The organism is Leisingera sp. S2M4 (assembly GCF_055398055.1).
In genome coordinates this window covers 1,521,137-1,540,608 of record NZ_AP040861.1, presented here as the reverse complement: position 1 = coordinate 1,540,608, position 19,472 = coordinate 1,521,137, and the positions used below count along the sequence as shown (strand labels likewise).

Sequence of the window (19,472 nt, the reverse complement as noted above, 5' to 3'; positions counted from 1 at the left end):
GGAGACTCCTATGACGGGTTAGCGGATGGGATTGTGGACGGTGACCAGCTTGGTGCCATCGGGGAAGGTGGCCTCGACCTGGACCTCGTGGATCATCTCGGGCACGCCCTCCATGCAGTCCTCGCGGCGGATAACCTCGGCGCCGGCCTGCATCATGTCGGCAACCGAGCGGCCGTCGCGGGCGCCCTCGACCACAGCATCGGTGATCAGGGCGATGGCCTCGGGGTGGTTCAGACGCACGCCGCGCGCCAGCCGTTTGCGGGCGACCTCGGCGGCCATGGCGACCAGCAGCTTGTCTTTTTCACGCGGGGTCAGGTTCATGTCATATCATCCAGCATCGGGGGAGAGGGTCGGGGTTCAGCCGCCGCAGCACCGGCAGCATGGCGCGGCGCAGCTCGAAACTGTCGGCCGCGAGGATCCGGATCACCAGTAGATCGGGGGCTAGCTGGCTGGCGCCGGCGCTATCGGGCAGCATCCGGCGGACCGGGTCCAGCTGGGCTTCGGCACTGGCGGCGGCAAAGACAATCAGTGCCATCGCACCGGCGTCGTTCGCCACATGCGGCCGGGCCACATGCGCGCTGAGATCACCGGCAAAGCGCATCGCGTCCAGAAAGACGGGGCGACCTGCGCGGCGGATCTCGATCCGGTCGCGCAGCCGTATGCGGTTCAGCCGCTCGCCCATGGCGGCGCGCCCGAACACCATGGGCTCCACCAGCAGCAGGCTGGCATCCTCGGCCAGATCGGCCCGTAACTGCCGGTCCAGCGCGCTGCCTTCAAACAGGATGGTCTCCTGCGGCAGCCAGTTCAGCCGTGCGCCGGGGCCGATTGTCAGCTGGTTGCGGACCTGCCCGTAGGGGCCGGGCTGCGCCTGATAAGCACGCTCGCAGGCCTGTGTGGTCAAGGTCAGCGTGGTATCCGCCCCGGCCTGTGCCGCCAGATCAAAGGCATCGCCGCCGGTGATCCCGCCCGCGGTGTTCAGCAGCACTGCCTCCAGCGCGTCCGAAGTGGTGCGCGGAAACAGGCATTTGAAGGATCCCGACTGGCGCAAGCCGTCCAGCACAGAGCGCTGGCCAAGCCGCTTGCTGCCAAGCTGAACTGCGCCACGCGCCCGCGGCGGCATCGCCGGTGCGCAGGGCGCGGCTGCGTGCGGGGATATGGGGGCAAGCTGTGTAATCGGGCACCTGTCGGAAATCTTTCGGTGCCTCTTGTTTCCCCGCTGGGTCCCGCGAATGCCAATGTGGCGTGCAGCGGCGGGGCCAATTCCCCTGTGGGTGACCGTTTTTTGGACAAAAGCCCTGCTGCGGGATGAAAAATTGGGCAGAGGCCGCTGATTTCCGCCAGCGCGGCTCGGGCCTGTTGCCAAGTTCGCCGCAATGCAGCGAGCGTGGAGCCACCCAGAGAGGCGACAACGCCCGGGGGGTGTGCGGCGGCTGCGCGACTTGGACCTCGACAACAACCGCCGCACGGATCGCAACAACAGTTGCGGGGATCAGGTAGAGGAAGACTGCGCCTGCGCGCAAGCCCTCCGTTCCGGCCCCGCTTGGAGGATTACATGACATCTCTCAAATCCACGCTCGCCGGGTCGGTCGTTTTCGCTGCCATGGCCACTGCCGCGCTGGCCAATGACGACACCATCAAGGTCGGCGTGCTGCACTCGCTGTCCGGCACGATGGCGATTTCGGAAACCACGCTAAAAGACACCATGCTGATGCTGATCGACCAGCAGAACGCCAAGGGCGGCCTTCTGGGCAAGCAGCTGGAGGCGGTCGTGGTCGACCCGGCCTCCGACTGGCCGCTGTTTGCCGAAAAGGCGCGCGAGCTGCTGACCGTGCATGAGGTCGACGTGATCTTCGGCAACTGGACCTCCGTCAGCCGCAAGTCGGTGCTGCCGGTGATCGAGGAGCTGAACGGGCTGCTGTTCTACCCGGTGCAGTACGAGGGCGAGGAGTCCTCGAAGAACGTCTTTTATACCGGCGCGGCCCCGAACCAGCAGGCCATCCCTGCTACCGATTATTTCCTGGAGGAACTGGGGGTCGAGAAATTTGCTCTGCTCGGCACGGACTATGTCTACCCCAGGACCACCAATAACATTCTCGAAAGCTACCTGAAGCAGAAGGGCGTGGCGGATTCGGATATCTTCGTGAACTACACGCCCTTCGGCCATTCCGACTGGTCCAAGATCGTCGCCGACGTGGTGGCGCTGGGCGCGGACGGCAAGAAGGTCGGCGTGATCTCGACCATCAACGGCGACGCCAACATCGGTTTCTACAAGGAACTCGCGGCGGCGGGCGTGTCGGCGGATGACATTCCGGTCGTCGCCTTCTCGGTCGGCGAGGAAGAGCTGTCGGGCCTCGATACCGCCAATCTTGTTGGCCATCTGGCGGCCTGGAACTACTTCCAGTCGGCAGACACCGAGGCCAATGCCGAGTTTGTGAAGACTTGGAAAGCCACCATGGGCGAAGACCGGGTGACCAACGATCCGATGGAGGCGCATTACATCGGTTTCAACATGTGGGTGAACGCCGCGACCGAGGCGGGCACCACCGAAGTCGACGCAGTGCGCGCGGCGATGTACGGGCAGGAATACCCGAACCTGACTGGCGGCACCGCGGTGATGCTGCCGAACCACCATCTGGCCAAGCCGGTGCTGATCGGCGAGATCCAGGCGGACGGCCAGTTTGACATCATCAGCGAAACCGACGTGGTGCCGGGCGATGCCTGGACCGACTACCTGCCGGAATCGGCGGTGCTGAAGTCGGATTGGAAGGATCTCGGCTGCGGCATGTACAACACCGAGACCGAGACCTGCGTTCAGACGCTGTCGAACTACTGACCCGAACGGCGGGGTGGGCCCGGCGGCCCGCCCCGCACCGGGACGCTCCCCAAGACAATCAGGTTTCAGCAGATGTTACGACTATTCCTTGCGGGCCTCGCACTCCTGTGCGCCTGCATGACGGCCAGTGCCCAGGAGACTGCGCTGCAGCCGGTGCTGCAGGCGCATCAGGCGGATATTTTCAAAAGCTCGCGCAAGACGATCCAGCCGGCCATCGATGCCATCGCCGCCAGCGGGCTGCCGCAGGCGCAGACCATGCTGGAAAGCTGGGCCTCCAAGGACATGTGGATGCGCAAGGCGGACGGGTACTTCTTTGCCGGGGCAAAGGGCGAGGGCGGCAGCTATGTACTGACCGATTTCGACAGCGGCGAGACTGTGGGCAGCTTTGACAAGTCCGCGCTCAAGCAGTTGAAACCCAACAGCGGCGTGCGGGCGCTGATCGCCACCGCGCTGGTGCAGTTCCAGCTGAGCGACCCGGACCGCGCCAAGCGGCTGGCTGCGCTGGAGTCGATCGCCCGCGATCCCGAGGCCTCCTTGCTGGCGCCGCTGCGCGCCTCGATCGGCGGTGAGGCTGACGCGCAGATCAAGGCGCAGAAACAGCGGCTGGAGCGGCTTTTGACCATCGGCTATGACGCTGATACCGCTGCCCGTGTTGCGGCCATCGCGGACATGTCCGGCGATCTGGGCCTTGATGTGCGCGCGGCGCTGAACCCGCTGGTGGCGACCACGCGGCAGGCTGCATTGGCGCTGCCGGAAGACGCCAACCTTGCCGCGGCGCTGACGCCGGGATCTGACGAGCTGACCAGAGAGCAAGCCTACGATCTGCTGGTGGAAAACAACCTGGCGGCACCACGTGTGTCGGCGGACGCTATCCGCGCCGCACTGGCAGACAACATTGAGGGCGGCCGGGTCGGCGGGGTGCCGTTGGCGCAGTTGAGCGCAGAGGAGGGCCGCAGCCGGGCCTATGCGGCGCTGGCCGCAGAGGGCAAGGTGCCGCCATTGGTCACCGCCGCCGATATGGATGCCGCGCTGGGCGCGCATGTGTTCTTTGACACTTACGCGGAACCCGCCGCCGAGGTCACCGCTGCCGCCGAAACCGCGCTGGAGCAGATCGCGCTGAAGGTCGGCATGAACCAGACGCTGGACCTGACGCTGGACGCTGTGTCGCTGGCCTCGATCTATTTCCTCGCCGCGATCGGGCTGGCCATCACCTTTGGCGTGATGGGGGTGATCAACATGGCCCATGGCGAGTTCATCATGATGGGCGCCTATACCGGCTATGTCGTGCAGCAGATCATCCCCGACCACACGCTGTCGATCATCGTGGCGATTCCGATGGCCTTTGCCGTGACCTTTGCCATGGGGGTGGCGATGGAGCGGCTGGTGATCCGCTTTCTCTATGCCCGCCCGCTGGAGACGCTGCTGGCGACCTTCGGGATCTCCATCGCGCTGCAGCAGCTGGCCAAGAACATCTTTGGCACACAGGCACGGCCGCTGACCGCGCCGGGCTGGCTGGACGGCGCGTGGGTGCTGAACGACGTGGTGTCGATCAGCTATATCCGCATCGCCATCTTCGTTCTGGCGCTGATCTTCCTCGGCCTGTTCCTGTTCATCATGAGGCGCACCCGGCTGGGGCTGGAGATGCGCGCGGTGACGCAGAACCCGCGCATGGCGGGGTCGATGGGGATCAATCCGGGCCGGGTCAACATGCTGACCTTCGGGCTGGGTTCCGGCATTGCCGGCATTGCCGGCGTCGCCATCGGCCTGTTCGCCAAGGTGACCTCGGACCTTGGCAACGACTATATCGTGCAGAGCTTCATGACCGTGGTTGTCGGCGGTGTCGGCAACATCTGGGGCGCGCTGGCCGGGGCCGGGATGATCGGCTTTCTGCAAAAGGGGATCGAGTGGGCTAACCCCTCGAACACGCTGGCGGCGCAGACCTACATGATCATCTTCATCATCATTTTCATCCAGTTCCGGCCGCGGGGGATCATCGCCCTCAAGGGCCGCGCGGCGGGGGATTGAGCCATGGAACGCAGCTTTATCGCCAGGAAACCTTCGGTTCTGATCTTTCTGGCCATCCTGTCGCTGTTCACCTTTGGTGTCACCGTCCTGTCGGAGGGCTTTGGCATCGGCGTGATTTCCACCAGTTTCGTCAAGACGCTGGGCAAGACCCTGTGCCTGTGCCTGATCGCGGTGGCGATGGACCTGGTCTGGGGCTTCGCCGGTATCCTGTCGCTGGGGCATTTCGCCTTCTTCGGGCTGGGCGGCTACATGATCGGCATGTGGCTGATGTATGAGCGCACCCGGCTGATCGTGGCCGAGTCGCTGGCCCAGGGAGACATCCCGCCCACCGCGGCTGAGGTCACGGACGCCATCGGCAACCAGATCTTCGGCGTCGTGGGATCGTCCGAGTTTCCGCTGATCTGGGCCTTTGCAGACAGTCTGGTATTGCAGCTGGCGCTGGTGGTGCTGGTGCCCGGCGTGCTGGCGCTGCTGTTCGGCTGGCTGGCGTTCCGCAGCCGGGTGACCGGCGTGTACCTGTCGATCCTGACCCAGGCGATGACCCTGGCGCTGGCGCTGTACCTGTTTCAGAACGACAGCGGCCTGCGCGGCAACAATGGGCTGTCGGGCCTGCAGAACCTGCCCGGCGTCAGCGCCCCGCAATCGGTGGTGTCGGTGTGGTTCCTCTGGGCCTCGGCGGTGGCGCTCGGGCTGGGGTTCCTGCTGGCGGCCTGGCTGGTGTCGGGCAAGTTCGGCTCTGTCGTGCGCGGCATCCGAGACAACGAGGCGCGGGTGCGCTTCCTTGGTTACTCGGTCGAGGTCTACAAGCTGGCGGTCTTTACCCTGACTGCCTGTATCGCCGCCATCGCGGGCGCGCTTTACTACCCGCAGGCGGGCATCATCAACCCCGAGGAAATGGCCCCCATCGCCTCGATCTACCTGGCAGTCTGGGTGGCGATCGGTGGTCGTGGGCGGCTGTACGGCGCGGTGATCGGCGCTGGGTTTGTCAGCTTGCTCAGCACCTGGTTCACCGGCGGGCAGGCGCCAGACGTGTCCTTGGGGTTCTACACAATCAAGTGGGTCGACTGGTGGCAGGTGCTTCTGGGCGTGTCCTTTGTGCTGGTCACCCTGTTTGCGCCGCAAGGCATCGGCGGGCTGTTTGACCTTTGGGCGCGGCGGCGGGCCGACCGCCATGGCGCGGACCTTGGCCCGGACGACGGCGCGCTGCGCGAACGGGAGGCCAGCCAATGAGCACGCTTTTGGAGGTGAGCGGCGTTTCCGTCAGCTTTGACGGTTTTCGCGCCATCAACAACCTGTCGTTCCGCATCGCCGATGCCGAGCTGCGCGCCGTGATTGGCCCCAACGGGGCTGGCAAGACGACCTTCATGGACATCATCACCGGCAAGACCCGCCCGGACGAGGGCCGGGTGATCTGGGGCGAGAAATCGGTGTCGCTCTTGCGGATGAGCGAGGCGGCGATTGCCCAGGCAGGCGTCGGGCGGAAGTTCCAGAAACCCACGGTGTTCGAGGATCAGACCGTGCAGGAAAACCTGCTGATGGCGCTGAAGAACACCCGCGGCTGGCTGGGGGTGCTGTTTTACCGGCCCAGCCCCGAAGAACTGGACCGGGTCGCGGAGCTGGCCGAAGAGATCGGCCTGAAGGACGCGCTGCGTCGCAAGTCGGGCGAGCTGAGCCACGGACAGAAGCAGTGGCTGGAAATCGGCATGCTGCTGGCGCAGGAGCCGCGGCTGCTGCTGGTGGACGAGCCAGCCGCCGGCATGACCCCGCAGGAGCGCGAGCACACCACCGATTTGCTGGTGCAGGCGGCCAGGACCCGCGCCGTTGTGGTGGTGGAGCACGATATGGAGTTCGTGCGGCGGCTGAACTGCAAGGTCACGGTGCTGCACGAAGGCTCGGTTCTGGCCGAGGGCAGCCTCGACCATGTTACATCCAATCAGGACGTCATCGACGTCTACCTGGGGCGCTGAGAGATGCTGAAACTATCCGATCTGACCCTGCATTACGGGCATTCGCAAATCCTCAATGGGATCTCGATGGAGGCCCGCGAGGGCGAGGTGACCTGCGTGATGGGCACCAATGGCGTCGGCAAGACCAGCTTGATGAAGGCGATCTCCGGCGCACATCCGCGCTCCGGCGGCCGTCTGGAGCTGGGCGGCGAGACCCTCGGCGTGCTGCCCGCGCACCGGATGGCCTGGAAGGGTGTCGCCTATGTGCCGCAGGGGCGCGAGATCTTCCCGCTGCTGACGGTACGTGAGAATCTGGAGACCGGGTTTTCCTGCCTTCCGGCGTCTGAGCATTTTGTGCCGGACGAGATTTTCGATCTGTTTCCCGTGCTGAAGAAGATGCAGAACCGCCGCGGCGGCGATCTGTCCGGTGGCCAGCAGCAGCAATTGGCGATTGCGCGCGCGTTGATCACCAAGCCGCGGCTCCTGCTGCTGGATGAGCCGACGGAGGGCATTCAGCCCAATATCATCCAGCAGATCGGCGAGGTGATCCGCCACCTGCGCGCCACCGGCAGCATGGCGATTGTACTGGTCGAGCAGTATTTTGATTTTGCCTATGAGCTGGCAGACCGTTTGGTCGTCCTGCGCCGCGGCGAAATTATGCTCGAGGGGACCCGCAACGAGTTGTCCCGCGAGGCGGTGCTGCAGGGTGTCAGCGTCTAGCGCAGGGAATGCTGATGGGTAGGAGCTCTGGGGAAGACTGGTGCCGGTGATAGGACTCGAACCTACGACCCCATCATTACGAATGACGTGCTCTACCAGCTGAGCTACACCGGCACTCTTCCTCTCCGCCTGACCCGAAGGCCTTGCGGATGGACGTCGTTTAAACTCTGTCCAGCGCCAGTGCAAGTGGCGAAGATGCAGGTTTGACGCCGGACCACACGGCAATCCGCCGGGCAGTTTTACTACAATATCGCAATGTCGGGGAATGGTGCCCAGGAGAGGACTCGAACCTCCACGTCCATACGGACACTAGCACCTGAAGCTAGCGCGTCTACCAATTCCGCCACCTGGGCAGGTGTCGTGCAGGCGCGTATAAGCAGGTTTTCGGGGGCCGTCAAACGGAAAACGTGACCTGTGCGGCCTTTCCCAGATGCGGCGAATGCGGCACGTGTTAACGGCTTTTTGCAGGATCTGGTGCCACATCCGGAGGAAACCCGATGAATTGCGCCTTGTTCGATGTGTCCCGCGGCGCTAGAGCATAAAGGCAGCTAAGTTCAGGAGCCAAAACATGTCCAAACTGGTCACGATTTATGGCGGATCCGGCTTTGTCGGCCGGTATATTGCGCGGCGTATGGCCAAGGAGGGCTGGCGAGTGCGGGTTGCGGTGCGTCGTCCCAACGAGGCCATGCACGTGAAACCCTACGGTGTGCCCGGCCAGGTGGAACCGGTGTTCTGCAATGTGCGCGACGACACCTCGGTGGCGGCCGTCATGCAGGGCGCGGATGCGGTGGTGAACTGCGTGGGCGTGCTGAATGAGCTGGGCAAGAACACATTCGGCGCCATTCATGCCGAAGGCGCGGGCCGCATTGCGCGCATCGCGACGCAGGAGGGCGTGGACAGCCTGGTGCATATCTCGGCCATCGGTGCAGATCCGAACGCTGCCAGCGCGTATTCCCGTACCAAGGCCGCAGGCGAGGCTGCGGTTCTGGAGCATTTCCCGGGCGCAGTGATCCTGCGCCCCTCGGTGATCTTCGGGGCCGAGGACGGCTTCTTCAACCGCTTTGCCGGCATGACCCGCCTGTCGCCGGTGCTGCCGATCGCAGCGGGCGAGACCCGGTTCCAGCCGGTGTTCGTGGATGATGTGGCCAAGGCCGCGGTCAAGGGGGCCTCGGGCGAGGCCGAACCCGGCGTCTATGAGCTTGGCGGGCCGGAGGTGAAGACCTTCCGCGCGCTGATGGCGCAGATGCTGGAGGTGATCCATCGCCGCCGCATTATCCTGTCGCTGCCGGGTTTCGTGGCATATCTGGTCGCGCTGGGGTTCGACATCCTGCAGAAGGCCAGCTTCCAGCTGATCGAGAACCAGATGTTGACCCGAGATCAGCTGAAAAGCCTGAAGTCCGACAATGTGGTGGCCGACGGCGCCCGGGGTTTTGCGGATCTGGGTATCAGCCCGGTGGCGCTTGGCTCGGTGCTGCCGGACTACCTGTGGAAATTCCGCCCCTCGGGCCAGTATGACGAGATGACCAGCTCGGCGCGCAATCTGCGCAAGAACGGCACCTGACAGTCCCGGCCGTCCGGGGCCGGACAGATCGGACGTTATCTAAAGCATCTAAAGCGCGGGCCGGGGCCTGCGCTTTTTTTTGCGCCTCAGCTGCCGTAGGCGATGGTCAGCAGGATCAGCCCCAGGATCACTCGGTAGATCACATAGGGCGTGAAGCTGACCGAGCGCAGCAGGCGCATCATCAGGCTGAGTGCCGCCAGCGCCGAGACCATCGCCAGGGCGGCGGCAATGCCTGCATCCCGCAGCAGGGCGGTGTCTGCGTCCAGTGCAACCTCGGTGCCCAGGAGGATGCCGGAGGCGAGAATGGTCGGGATCGACATCAGCATGGCGATGCGGGCGCCTTCCTCGCGGCTGTAGCCGAGCTGGCGCGCGCCGGTGATGGTGATGCCCGACCGAGAGGTGCCGGGGATCAACGCCAGCATCTGCCACAGCCCCATCATCAGCGCATCGCGCAGGCCCCAGTCATCGACCTGTTTTACCTCGGCCCCTTTCTGGTCGGCCCAGTACAACAGCAGCCCGAAGCCCAGCATGGTCCAGCCGATCACGGTGATCGAGCGCAGGCTGTCGCTGAACCCGCTGAAATGCAGCGCCGCGCCGAACAGCACGGTGGGAATGGTGGCGACGACCAGCCCCATCGTCAGCCGGGCGCCGGGGGTGTCCAGGCGACCGCTGAGGGCGCGGGGCAGCCCGGCCAGCCCCATGCGGACATCACGCCAGAAATAGATCACCACCGCTGCCAGCGTCCCGACATGAACGGCGACGTCGATCACCTGGCCCTGGTCCTCCAGACCGGTCAGCCCGGGCAGCAGAATCAGATGTCCTGAGGAGGAAACCGGCAGAAATTCAGTGATTCCCTGGATCAAAGCCACCAGCACCAGTTGAAATATCGGCATTCTGAAATCGTCCTCTGCGGGCCGCAACCCGGCCATAACCTGTCGGGATCCTGTATAAATCCCGGTCTTGATTATGAAAGTCCCGATTATGGTCCGGATCGGACCTAAAATCTCTGTACATTTCTGCGGAACACGGTATCAGAGGGGCAAGAGCTGATAAAATAGGTCAGCATAGTTGACATAAAGCGTGCCGATACCTGCAAAGGTACCCTCGCAGCCAGACAAACGATGGAGTCCAGCCCGTGGCCAAGCAACCGATGCTGAAATTTGTGCAGATCGAACGCGACATGCCTCAAAAGCGTGACGCGAGCGTACGCAAGGAAGACTTCAATGAGATCTACGCGGAATATGCCGCCGCCAAGGCAGAGGAGCAGGCCAGCCGCTGCAGCCAGTGCGGCGTGCCCTATTGCCAGAGCCACTGCCCGCTGCACAACAACATCCCCGACTGGCTGCGCCTGACGGCAACCGGCCGCCTGGAAGAGGCCTACGAGGTCAGCCAGGCCACCAACACCTTCCCCGAGATCTGCGGCCGCATCTGCCCGCAGGACCGCCTGTGTGAAGGCAACTGCGTGATCGAGCAGTCGGGCCACGGCACCGTCACCATCGGCTCGGTCGAGAAATACATCACCGACACCGCCTGGGAAAACGGCTGGGTCAAGCCCGCAGCGCCGCTGGCCGAGCGCAGCGAGAGCGTTGGCATCATCGGTGCCGGCCCCGGTGGCCTGGCGGCCGCGGACATGCTGCGCAAGGCAGGCGTGCAGGTCACCATCTATGACCGCTATGACCGCGCCGGCGGGCTGCTGATGTACGGCATCCCCAGCTTCAAGCTGGAAAAGGACGTGGTCGAGCGCCGCAACAAGCTGCTGGCCGACGGTGGTGTTACCTTCAAGCTGAACTGCACCGTGGGCGAGGACATCTCGTTCGAGGATATCCGCGCCAAGCATGACGCGGTGATCATCGCCACCGGCGTCTACAAATCGCGTGATCTGTCGATGCCGGGAAGCGGTGCAGAGGGTATCGTCAAGGCGATCGATTTCCTCACCGCCTCCAACAAGAAGAGCTTTGGCGATGCGGTTGAAGCCTTTGACAACGGCGATCTGAATGCCGCGGGCAAGAAGGTCGTGGTGATCGGTGGCGGCGATACCGCGATGGATTGCGTGCGCACCTCGATCCGTCAGGGCGCGACATCCGTGAAATGCCTCTACCGCCGCGACCGCGCCAACATGCCCGGCTCGCAACGTGAAACCCAGAACGCCGAGGAAGAAGGCGTGGTGTTCGAATGGCTTTCCGCGCCCAAGGGCTTCACCGAGGAGGGCGGCAAGGTCGCCGGCGTGATGGTGCAGAAGATGCGCCTTGGTCAGCCGGACGCCTCGGGCCGTCAGGCACCTGAGGTGATCGAGGGCGCGGACTACGTCGAAGAGGCCGATCTGGTGATCAAGGCGCTGGGCTTTGAACCGGAGGATCTGCCGACCCTTTGGGACCAGCCGGAGCTGCCGGTGACCCGTTGGGGCACCATCAAGGCCGCATTCAAGACCGGTGCCACCGAGCTTGAGGGTGTCTATGCTGTGGGCGACATCGTGCGCGGTGCCTCGCTGGTGGTCTGGGCGATCAAGGATGGCCGGGACTGCGCCGAGGCGATCCTGGAGAAATTCAACAGCAAGGCCGCGGTGGCTGCGGAGTAACCCGCCACCGCCCCTGCACCAACCAGGCTGCGGCGCGGCGGGTGTGGGGGAGCAGCAAAAGTCAGCAGTGCTGACCTAGCCAGCAGGAGGACACGGAGATGGGCGAATTGCAGGGACAATGCATGTGCGGCGCGGTGACCGTCACCGCCACCCCGGCACGCGACGCCGTGGCCGCCTGTCATTGCCAGATGTGCCAGCGCTGGGCTGGCGGGCCGTTCCTGAGCTTTCAGGCTGCCCCCGGCTATGCAGCACTGGGACCGGTTCAGACCTATCAGTCCTCGGGCTGGGCGGAACGTGCCTTTTGCAGCAAATGCGGCTCGGCGCTGTGGTACCGCATGACCTCGGGAAAACATCAGGGCCAGACGCAGATCTCGGCTGGCCTGTTTGACAATGCAGGCGGCAATGAACTGCGCCTGGAACTTTATATCGACAAGAAGCCAGCGGGCTATGCGTTCGATGCCAGCAGCCGGAAACTGACCGGCGCTGACGTGATCGACATGTTTGCCCCGTGCCAAGAAGGAAACAGCCAATGACCAAATATGATGCAGATTGGGTGCGCGCCGAAGAAGCCAAGCGCAAGTGGCTGGCGGAGAACGGCCTGTATTCCGAGGAGGAAGAGCATTCCTCCTGCGGCGTGGGGCTTGTGGTCTCCGTTGACGGCAAGAAGAGCCGCAAGGTGGTCGAGGCCGGCATCGACGCGCTGAAGGCGATCTGGCACCGCGGCGCGGTGGATGCCGACGGCAAGACCGGCGACGGCGCGGGCATCCATGTGCAGATCCCGGTGCCCTTCTTCCACGACCAGATCCGTCGCACCGGCCATGAGCCGCACGAGGACGAGTTGATGGCGGTGGGCCAGGTGTTCCTGCCGCGCACCGATTTCGGCGCGCAGGAGAAGTGCCGGACCATCGTCGAGACCGAGATCCTGCGGATGGGCTATTTCATCTACGGCTGGCGTCATGTGCCGGTGGATGTGTCCTGCCTGGGCGAAAAGGCCAACGCCACCCGCCCCGAGATCGAGCAGATCCTGATCTCCAACACCAAGGGCGTGGACGAGGAAACCTTCGAGCGCGAGCTCTATGTGATCCGCCGCCGCATCGAGAAGGCCGCGGCGGCTGCGGGCATCAACGGGCTGTACCTCGCGTCGCTGTCGTGCCGCTCGATCATCTACAAGGGCATGATGCTGGCCGAGCAGGTGGCGGTGTTCTACCCCGACCTGATGGACGAACGCTTCGAGAGCGCCTTCGCGATCTATCACCAGCGCTATTCCACCAACACCTTCCCGCAGTGGTGGCTGGCGCAGCCGTTCCGCATGCTGGCCCACAACGGCGAGATCAACACGCTGAAGGGCAATGTGAACTGGATGAAGAGCCATGAAATCCGCATGGCGTCTTCGACCTTTGGCGACTACGCCGAAGACATCAAGCCGATCATCGCCAGCGGTGCGTCTGACTCGGCGGCGCTGGATGGCGTGTTCGAGGTCCTGGTGCGCGCGGGCCGTTCCGCGCCGATGGCGAAAACCATGCTGGTGCCCGAAAGCTGGTCCAAGCAGGCGGTGGAGCTGCCGCAAGCCTGGCGCGACATGTACTCCTACTGCAACTCGGTGATGGAGCCCTGGGACGGCCCCGCTGCTCTGGCGATGACCGATGGCCGCTGGGTCTGCGCCGGTCTGGACCGCAATGGCTTGCGTCCGATGCGCTATGTGGTGACCGGCGACGGTCTGGTGATCGCGGGTTCGGAAGCGGGCATGGTGCCGATCGACGAGGCAACCGTTGTCGAAAAAGGCGCGCTGGGGCCGGGCCAGATGCTGGCCGTCGACATGCAGAAGGGCCAACTCTACCACGATACCGAGATCAAGGACAAACTCGCCCGCGCACTGCCCTTTGGCGAGTGGGTGAGCAAGATCAGCGACTTGGATTCGACGCTGTCCGGGGTGACCGAAAAGCCCCTGTTCTCCGGCGAGGAGCTGCGCCGCCGTCAGGTCGCGGCCGGCTATTCGATCGAGGAACTGGAGCAGATCCTGGCGCCGATGGCCGAGGATGGCAAAGAGGCGCTGGCCTCGATGGGGGATGACACCCCGTCGGCCGTGCTGTCGAAAATGTACCGTCCGCTGAGCCACTTCTTCCGCCAGAACTTCAGCCAGGTGACCAACCCGCCGATCGACAGCCTGCGCGAATACCGGGTGATGTCGCTGAAGACGCGCTTCGGCAATCTGAAGAACGTTCTGGACGAGGACAGCTCCCAGACCGAAATCATCGTGCTGGAAAGCCCCTTTGTCGGCAACGCCCAGTGGGACACGCTGGTCGAGCATTTCAATGCGCCGATGGCCGAGATCGACTGTACCTTTGCGCCCGGTCGGGGTGCCCTGAGCGCCGCGCTGGCGCGGATCCGCAGCGAAGCCGAGGAGGCAGTGCGGTCGGGTGCCGGTCATATCGTGCTGACCGATCAGTATTCCGGCGCGGACAAGGTGGCGATGCCGATGATCCTCGCGACCTCCGCGGTGCATTCGCATCTGACCCGCGAAGGCCTGCGGACCTTCTGCTCGCTCAACGTGCGATCGGCGGAATGTATCGACCCGCATTACTTCGCGGTGCTGATCGGCTGTGGCGCAACCGTGGTGAACGCCTATCTGGCCGAGGATTCGCTGGCCGACCGCATCGAGCGCGGCCTGCTGGAAGGCACCCTGACCGAGAACGTCGCCCGCTACCGTGAGGCGATTGACCAGGGCCTGCTGAAGATCATGGCCAAGATGGGCATTTCGGTGGTGTCGTCCTACCGCGGTGGTCTGAATTTCGAGGCCGTGGGCCTGAGCCGTGCGATGTGCGCCGAGTATTTCCCCGGCATGACCAGCCGCATTTCTGGTATCGGTGTGACCGGTATCCAGAGCAAGCTGGAAGAAATCCACGCCAAGGCCTGGAAGTCGCCCGAGGGTGTGCTGCCGATCGGCGGTTTCTACAAGGCGCGCAAGTCCGGCGAGACCCACGCCTGGGAAGCCAGCTCGATGCACATGATGCAGATGGCCTGCAATCGTGCCTCGTTCGAGCTGTGGAAGCAGTATTCGGCGAAGATGCAGTCGAACCCGCCGATCCACCTGCGCGATCTGTTGCAGATCAAGCCCCTTGGCAAGCCGGTGCCGATCGAGGAAGTGGAATCGATCACCTCGATCCGCAAGCGCTTCGTGACGCCGGGCATGTCCCTGGGCGCCCTGTCGCCCGAGGCGCACAAGACGCTGAACGTCGCGATGAACCGCATCGGCGCCAAGTCCGACTCGGGTGAAGGTGGCGAGGATCCGGCACACTTCGTGCCCGAACCCAACGGCGACAACCCGTCGGCAAAGATCAAGCAGGTGGCCTCGGGCCGGTTCGGCGTCACGGCTGAATACCTGAACCAGTGCGAGGAGCTGGAGATCAAGGTGGCCCAGGGTGCCAAGCCCGGTGAGGGTGGCCAGCTGCCGGGTATGAAGGTCACCGACCTGATCGCCCGCCTGCGCCATTCGACCAAGGGCGTGACCCTGATCTCGCCGCCGCCGCACCACGATATCTATTCGATCGAGGACCTGGCGCAGCTGATCTATGACCTCAAGCAGATCAACCCGCGCTGCAAGGTGACGGTGAAGCTGGTAGCGTCTTCGGGCGTCGGCACCATCGCCGCGGGCGTTGCCAAGGCGAAGGCCGACATCATCCTGATCTCGGGCCACAACGGCGGCACCGGGGCTTCTCCTGCGACCTCGATCAAATATGCGGGTCTGCCCTGGGAGATGGGCCTCACCGAGGCGCACCAGGTGCTGGCAATGAACAACCTGCGCAGCCGGGTGACCCTGCGGACCGACGGTGGTCTGCGCACCGGCCGTGACATCGTGATGGCGGCAATGATGGGTGCCGAGGAATACGGCATCGGCACCGCCGCGCTGATCGCGATGGGCTGCATCATGGTGCGCCAGTGCCAGTCCAACACCTGCCCGGTGGGAGTCTGCACCCAAGACGAATCCCTGCGCGCCAAGTTCACCGGCAACGCCGACAAGGTGGTGAACCTGATCACCTTCTACGCTCAGGAAGTGCGCGAGATCCTCGCCTCCATCGGCGCGCGCAGCTTGGACGAGGTGATCGGCCGTGCCGACCTGCTGGCGCAGGTCTCCCGCGGGTCCGCGCATCTGGATGATCTGGACCTGAACCCGCTGCTGATCACGGTCGATGGCTCTGCCAACATCGTCTACAACCGCGACAAGGAGCGCAACGAAGTACCGGATACCCTGGATTCGGAAATCGTGCGCGATGCGGCGCGGTTCCTGCAGGACGGTGAGAAGATGCAGCTGTCCTACGCGGTGCAGAACACCCACCGCAGCGTCGGCACCCGCACCTCGAGCCATATCGTGCGCAACTTCGGCATGCGCAATTCCTTCCAGCCGGATCACCTGACGGTGAAACTGCAGGGCTCTGCCGGTCAGGCGCTGGGCGCCTTTGCGGCACCCGGGCTGAAGCTGGAAGTGTCGGGCGATGCCAACGACTATGTCGGCAAGGGCCTGTCGGGCGGCACCATCGTGGTGCGTCCGCCGCAGGTGAGCCCGCTGAAGGCCAGCGAGAACACCATCATCGGCAACACCGTCCTGTACGGTGCCACCGACGGGTACCTGTTTGCAGCTGGCCGTGCCGGCGAGCGCTTCGCGGTGCGCAATTCGGGTGCCAAGGTGGTGATCGAGGGCTGCGGCTCCAACGGCTGTGAATACATGACCGGCGGGGTTGCGGTGATCCTGGGCTCGATCGGCGCCAACTTCGGCGCAGGCATGACCGGTGGCATGGCGTATCTCTATGACCCGGAAGGCAAGGCCGAGACCCTGATGAACATGGAAACCCTCGTCACCTGCCCGGTGACAGTGGATCATTGGGAAGCGCAGCTGAAAGGGCTGATCGAACGGCACCTCGAGGAAACCGGCAGCCGCAAGGCGGCGGAGATCCTGCAGCACTGGGATATCGAGAAGGCCAACTTCCTGCAGGTCTGCCCCAAGGAAATGCTGAACAAGCTGCCGCATCCGCTGATGCAGGAGCAAGCGGCGGTTCCGGCGGAATAAGCCCGAAACAGAGACTGGAAACAGACACCCCCGCAGGCGAATGCTTGCGGGGGGTTCTTTTAGCGGTTGGTTCACTCGGCTAGGCTGGCCTATAGAGAGGCATGGCAAAGGCAGTGGCAAAAAAGAAGAAATCGAAGAGCAGCGGCAAGACGGCAAAGCGCAAGCTGGAGCCGTTGCAATGGCTGCGGCGCTGGGTGCTGCGGCTGGTGCTGGGGGTCGTGGCGGGCTTCGTGGCGCTTATCCTCCTGTACTCGGTGGTGAACCCGCCGATCACCCATACGATCTGGACCGAGCAGCGCCGTCTGGGCGAAGTGGACCGCATGTGGGTGCCGCTGGAAGAAATGGCGCCGGTGCTGGCGCGTTCGGTGGTCGCGGCGGAGGATGCGCAGTTCTGCCGCCACTGGGGCTTCGATGCACGGGCTATCCAGGCAGCGATCGAGGCGGGCGGAACCCGCGGTGGCTCGACCATTTCACAGCAGGTGGTGAAGAACGTCTTCCTGTGGCAGGGGCGCAGCTGGCCGCGCAAGGTGCTGGAAACATTGCTGACCCCGTTGGTCGAGATCACCTGGAGCAAGCGCCGAATCCTCGAGGTCTACCTCAACGTTGCCGAGATGGATGAAGGTGTCTTTGGTGCCGAAGCCGCGGCTCGGCGTTATTTTGGAGTCGGGCCGGAAGCGCTGACCGCGCGGCAGGCGGCGCTCATTGCCGCGGTATTGCCCAATCCCAAGGAACGCTCTGCCCGCCAGCCCAGCAGCTTTGTCCAACGCCGCGCCCGCCAGATCGCGGATGGGGCAGCCACCATCCGCGCAGACGGGCGTGCCGATTGTTTCGAGGATTGAATCTTTGTGCCTGCCGGGGCATTGCTTGACCATCTGCTGAAACCTACCGGAGACTTCATCAAGCATGGCGCGTCTGTATCACGTTCCCCTGTCCCCCTTCTGCCGCAAGGTGCGGCTGTCGTTGGCGGAGAAGAAGATCGAGGTGGAGCTGGTCGAGGAACGCTATTGGGAGCAGGATGCCGATTTCCTGCGTCGCAACCCGGCCGCCAAGATTCCGGTGCTGCGGCTGGATGGCAAGATGATGGCCGAAAGCGCGGCGATCTGCGAATACCTTGAGGAAACCCGCCCCGAACCGCCGCTGATGCCGCGCGATGCCGAGGGCCGCTATGAAGTCCGCCGACTGGTGAACTGGTTCGACGACAAGTTCCACCACGAGGTGACCTCGAACCTGCTTTACGAGCGGGTGAACAAGAAGATCACCGGCCAGGGCTACCCGGACAGCCGCAACGTCAAGGCCGGTGCCAAGGCGATCAAGTATCACCTGGACTACATGGCGTGGCTGTTGGACCATCGGCGCTGGTTGGCGGGGGATACGATGACGCTGGCGGATTTCGCTGCTGCCGCGCATCTGTCGTCGCTCGACTATATCTCGGATGTGGACTGGAACCGCTCGGCCGCGGTCAAGGACTGGTATGCCAAGATCAAGTCGCGGCCCGCGTTCCGTTCGATCCTGGCGGATCAGGTGCCGGGCTTCCGGCCGCCGCCGCATTACACCGACCTCGATTTCTGATAGACCGGGCAGAGGGGCGCTGCCCCTCTTGGGCCTGCGGCCCAATTCACCCCGGAGTATTTTGGCAAAGATGAAAGACGCGGCGGACATCAAGGAAAAACTGGTGGCGCAGGCGCTGGCCGAAGGGTTTGTGTCCTGCCGGGTCTGCCGTCCCTGGGATGTGCCGGAGGTGCCGGGGCGGCTGCAGGCTTTTCTGGAGGCGGGCTATCACGGGCAGATGGGCTGGATGGCGGAGCGCACCCATTGGCGGGGTGACCCGGCCAAGCTTTGGCCCGAGGCGCGCTCGGTCATCATGCTGGCCGAGAGCTACACCCCGGAGGAGGACCCGATGGCGGTGGTCGGCCAGGCCGACCGCGGCGCGGTGTCGGTCTATGCGCGGGGCAAGGATTACCATGACCTGGTCAAAAAGCGGCTGAAGCGGCTGGCGCGCTGGCTGATCGCAGAGGCGGGCGAGGAGACCGAGGTGAAGGTCTTTGTCGATACCGCACCGGTGCCGGAAAAGGCGCTGGGCCAGGCGGCGGGGCTGGGCTGGCAGGGCAAGCACAGCAACCTGGTGAGCCGGGATTGGGGCAATTGGGCCTTTTTAGGGTCTGTTTTCACCACCTTGGAGCTGCCCTCGGACCCGCCTGAGCGCGACCGCTGCGGGTCGTGTCGGGCCTGCCTGGACAGCTGCCCCACCGATGCCTTTCCAGCGCCCTACCAGGTTGATGCGCGGCGCTGCATTTCCTACCTCACGATCGAGCACAAGGGGCCGGTGGACGAAGAGCTGCGGGCGAAGATGGGCAACCGGATCTATGGCTGCGACGATTGTCTCGCGGCCTGCCCGTGGAACAAGTTCGCGGTGGCGGCCAGCGACATGCGCTATGCCGCACGCGAGGAACTGAAGGCGCCGAGGCTGGCGGAGCTGGCCGCGCTGGATGATGCGGCATTCCGGGAGACGTTCTCCGGCTCGCCGATCAAGCGGATCGGGCGCGACCGGTTTGTGCGTAACGTCCTTTATGCCATCGGCAATTCCGGTCTGGCGGAGCTGCGCGGCGCCGCGCAGGCGCTGGTGGCTGATCCTGATCCGGCGGTGGCGGATGCGGCGACCTGGGCGCTGGCTCGTCTGCCGTGACGCAAACAGGATGGACGCGCCGCAAATAGGCGTTACACCCGAGGCAGCAAGATGAACGAGGAGAGGA

General features: G+C 64.2%; 15 protein-coding genes and 2 tRNA genes. 12 read left to right on the top strand and 5 right to left on the bottom strand.

The genetic code is table 11. From position 1 onward, the window contains the following. Positions 1-18: 18 nt before the first annotated feature. The gene (locus ACZ52D_RS07500; protein WP_369929844.1) at positions 19-321 is read right to left on the bottom strand and encodes an urease subunit gamma; all 303 of its coding nucleotides are present in this window, start codon (positions 319-321) and stop codon (positions 19-21) included. Position 322: 1 nt separating this feature from the next. Further along, positions 323-1,120 carry an urease accessory protein UreD gene (locus tag ACZ52D_RS07495; RefSeq protein WP_464443027.1) on the bottom strand — a complete coding sequence of 266 codons (798 nt, stop codon included), beginning with the start codon at positions 1,118-1,120 and terminating at the stop codon, positions 323-325. 432 nt (positions 1,121-1,552) lie between these two features. Between ACZ52D_RS07495 and urtA the strand changes: the two genes are divergently transcribed. The 5 genes from urtA (at position 1,553) to urtE (ending at position 7,524) form a co-directional block, all read left to right on the top strand. After that, positions 1,553-2,833, top strand: coding sequence for an urea ABC transporter substrate-binding protein (gene urtA / locus ACZ52D_RS07490; RefSeq protein ID WP_464443026.1), 1,281 nt, complete (start codon positions 1,553-1,555; stop codon positions 2,831-2,833). Positions 2,834-2,950: 117 nt separating this feature from the next. After that, positions 2,951-4,858, top strand: coding sequence for an urea ABC transporter permease subunit UrtB (gene urtB, locus ACZ52D_RS07485; RefSeq protein ID WP_464443025.1), 1,908 nt, complete (start codon positions 2,951-2,953; stop codon positions 4,856-4,858). 3 nt (positions 4,859-4,861) lie between these two features. Further along, complete coding sequence (urtC, locus tag ACZ52D_RS07480; RefSeq protein WP_464443024.1) at positions 4,862-6,088, top strand: urea ABC transporter permease subunit UrtC; 1,227 nt, start codon at positions 4,862-4,864, stop codon at positions 6,086-6,088. Next, positions 6,085-6,825: an urea ABC transporter ATP-binding protein UrtD gene (gene urtD / locus ACZ52D_RS07475; RefSeq protein ID WP_464443023.1), complete on the top strand. Its 741-nt coding sequence runs from the start codon at positions 6,085-6,087 to the stop codon at positions 6,823-6,825. Before urtC ends, urtD begins: the two co-directional genes overlap by 4 nt. Before the next feature lie 3 nt (positions 6,826-6,828). Next, positions 6,829-7,524, top strand: coding sequence for an urea ABC transporter ATP-binding subunit UrtE (urtE, locus tag ACZ52D_RS07470; RefSeq protein WP_464443022.1), 696 nt, complete (start codon positions 6,829-6,831; stop codon positions 7,522-7,524). Positions 7,525-7,562: 38 nt separating this feature from the next. Here urtE and ACZ52D_RS07465 read toward each other — a convergent pair. Together ACZ52D_RS07465 and ACZ52D_RS07460 are read right to left on the bottom strand one after the other, a co-directional pair. Beyond that, positions 7,563-7,638: transfer RNA gene (locus tag ACZ52D_RS07465), tRNA-Thr, on the bottom strand. Between the two features lie 152 nt (positions 7,639-7,790). Further along, positions 7,791-7,877: transfer RNA gene (locus tag ACZ52D_RS07460), tRNA-Leu, on the bottom strand. 215 nt (positions 7,878-8,092) lie between these two features. Here ACZ52D_RS07460 and ACZ52D_RS07455 point away from each other — a divergent pair. Continuing rightward, positions 8,093-9,085, top strand: coding sequence for a complex I NDUFA9 subunit family protein (locus tag ACZ52D_RS07455; RefSeq protein ID WP_464443021.1), 993 nt, complete (start codon positions 8,093-8,095; stop codon positions 9,083-9,085). Between the two features lie 86 nt (positions 9,086-9,171). Here ACZ52D_RS07455 and ACZ52D_RS07450 read toward each other — a convergent pair whose 3' ends face one another. Further along, a complete protein-coding gene (locus tag ACZ52D_RS07450) occupies positions 9,172-9,978 on the bottom strand; it encodes an undecaprenyl-diphosphate phosphatase (protein ID WP_464443020.1) in 807 nt (268 codons plus the stop codon). Between the two features lie 242 nt (positions 9,979-10,220). Here ACZ52D_RS07450 and ACZ52D_RS07445 point away from each other — a divergent pair, with 242 nt between their 5' ends. The 6 genes from ACZ52D_RS07445 (at position 10,221) to queG (ending at position 19,405) form a co-directional block, all read left to right on the top strand. Beyond that, a complete protein-coding gene (locus tag ACZ52D_RS07445) occupies positions 10,221-11,660 on the top strand; it encodes an NAD(P)-dependent oxidoreductase (protein WP_464443019.1) in 1,440 nt (479 codons plus the stop codon). Positions 11,661-11,758: 98 nt separating this feature from the next. Next, positions 11,759-12,193: a GFA family protein gene (locus ACZ52D_RS07440; RefSeq protein WP_369929863.1), complete on the top strand. Its 435-nt coding sequence runs from the start codon at positions 11,759-11,761 to the stop codon at positions 12,191-12,193. Next, positions 12,190-16,722: a glutamate synthase large subunit gene (gene gltB / locus ACZ52D_RS07435; protein ID WP_464443018.1), complete on the top strand. Its 4,533-nt coding sequence runs from the start codon at positions 12,190-12,192 to the stop codon at positions 16,720-16,722. The genes ACZ52D_RS07440 and gltB overlap by 4 nt, the downstream gene beginning before the upstream one ends. A 101-nt stretch (positions 16,723-16,823) precedes the next feature. Beyond that, entirely contained in the window at positions 16,824-17,561 is a 738-nt protein-coding gene (gene mtgA / locus ACZ52D_RS07430; protein WP_464443017.1) for a monofunctional biosynthetic peptidoglycan transglycosylase, read from the top strand. Positions 17,562-17,625: 64 nt separating this feature from the next. Beyond that, positions 17,626-18,291, top strand: a complete 666-nt coding sequence (fzlA, locus tag ACZ52D_RS07425; protein WP_222454473.1) for an FtsZ-binding protein FzlA — start codon at positions 17,626-17,628, stop codon at positions 18,289-18,291. A 70-nt stretch (positions 18,292-18,361) separates the two neighbouring features. Then, a complete protein-coding gene (queG, locus tag ACZ52D_RS07420; RefSeq protein WP_464443016.1) occupies positions 18,362-19,405 on the top strand; it encodes a tRNA epoxyqueuosine(34) reductase QueG in 1,044 nt (347 codons plus the stop codon). Positions 19,406-19,472 lie beyond the last annotated feature (67 nt).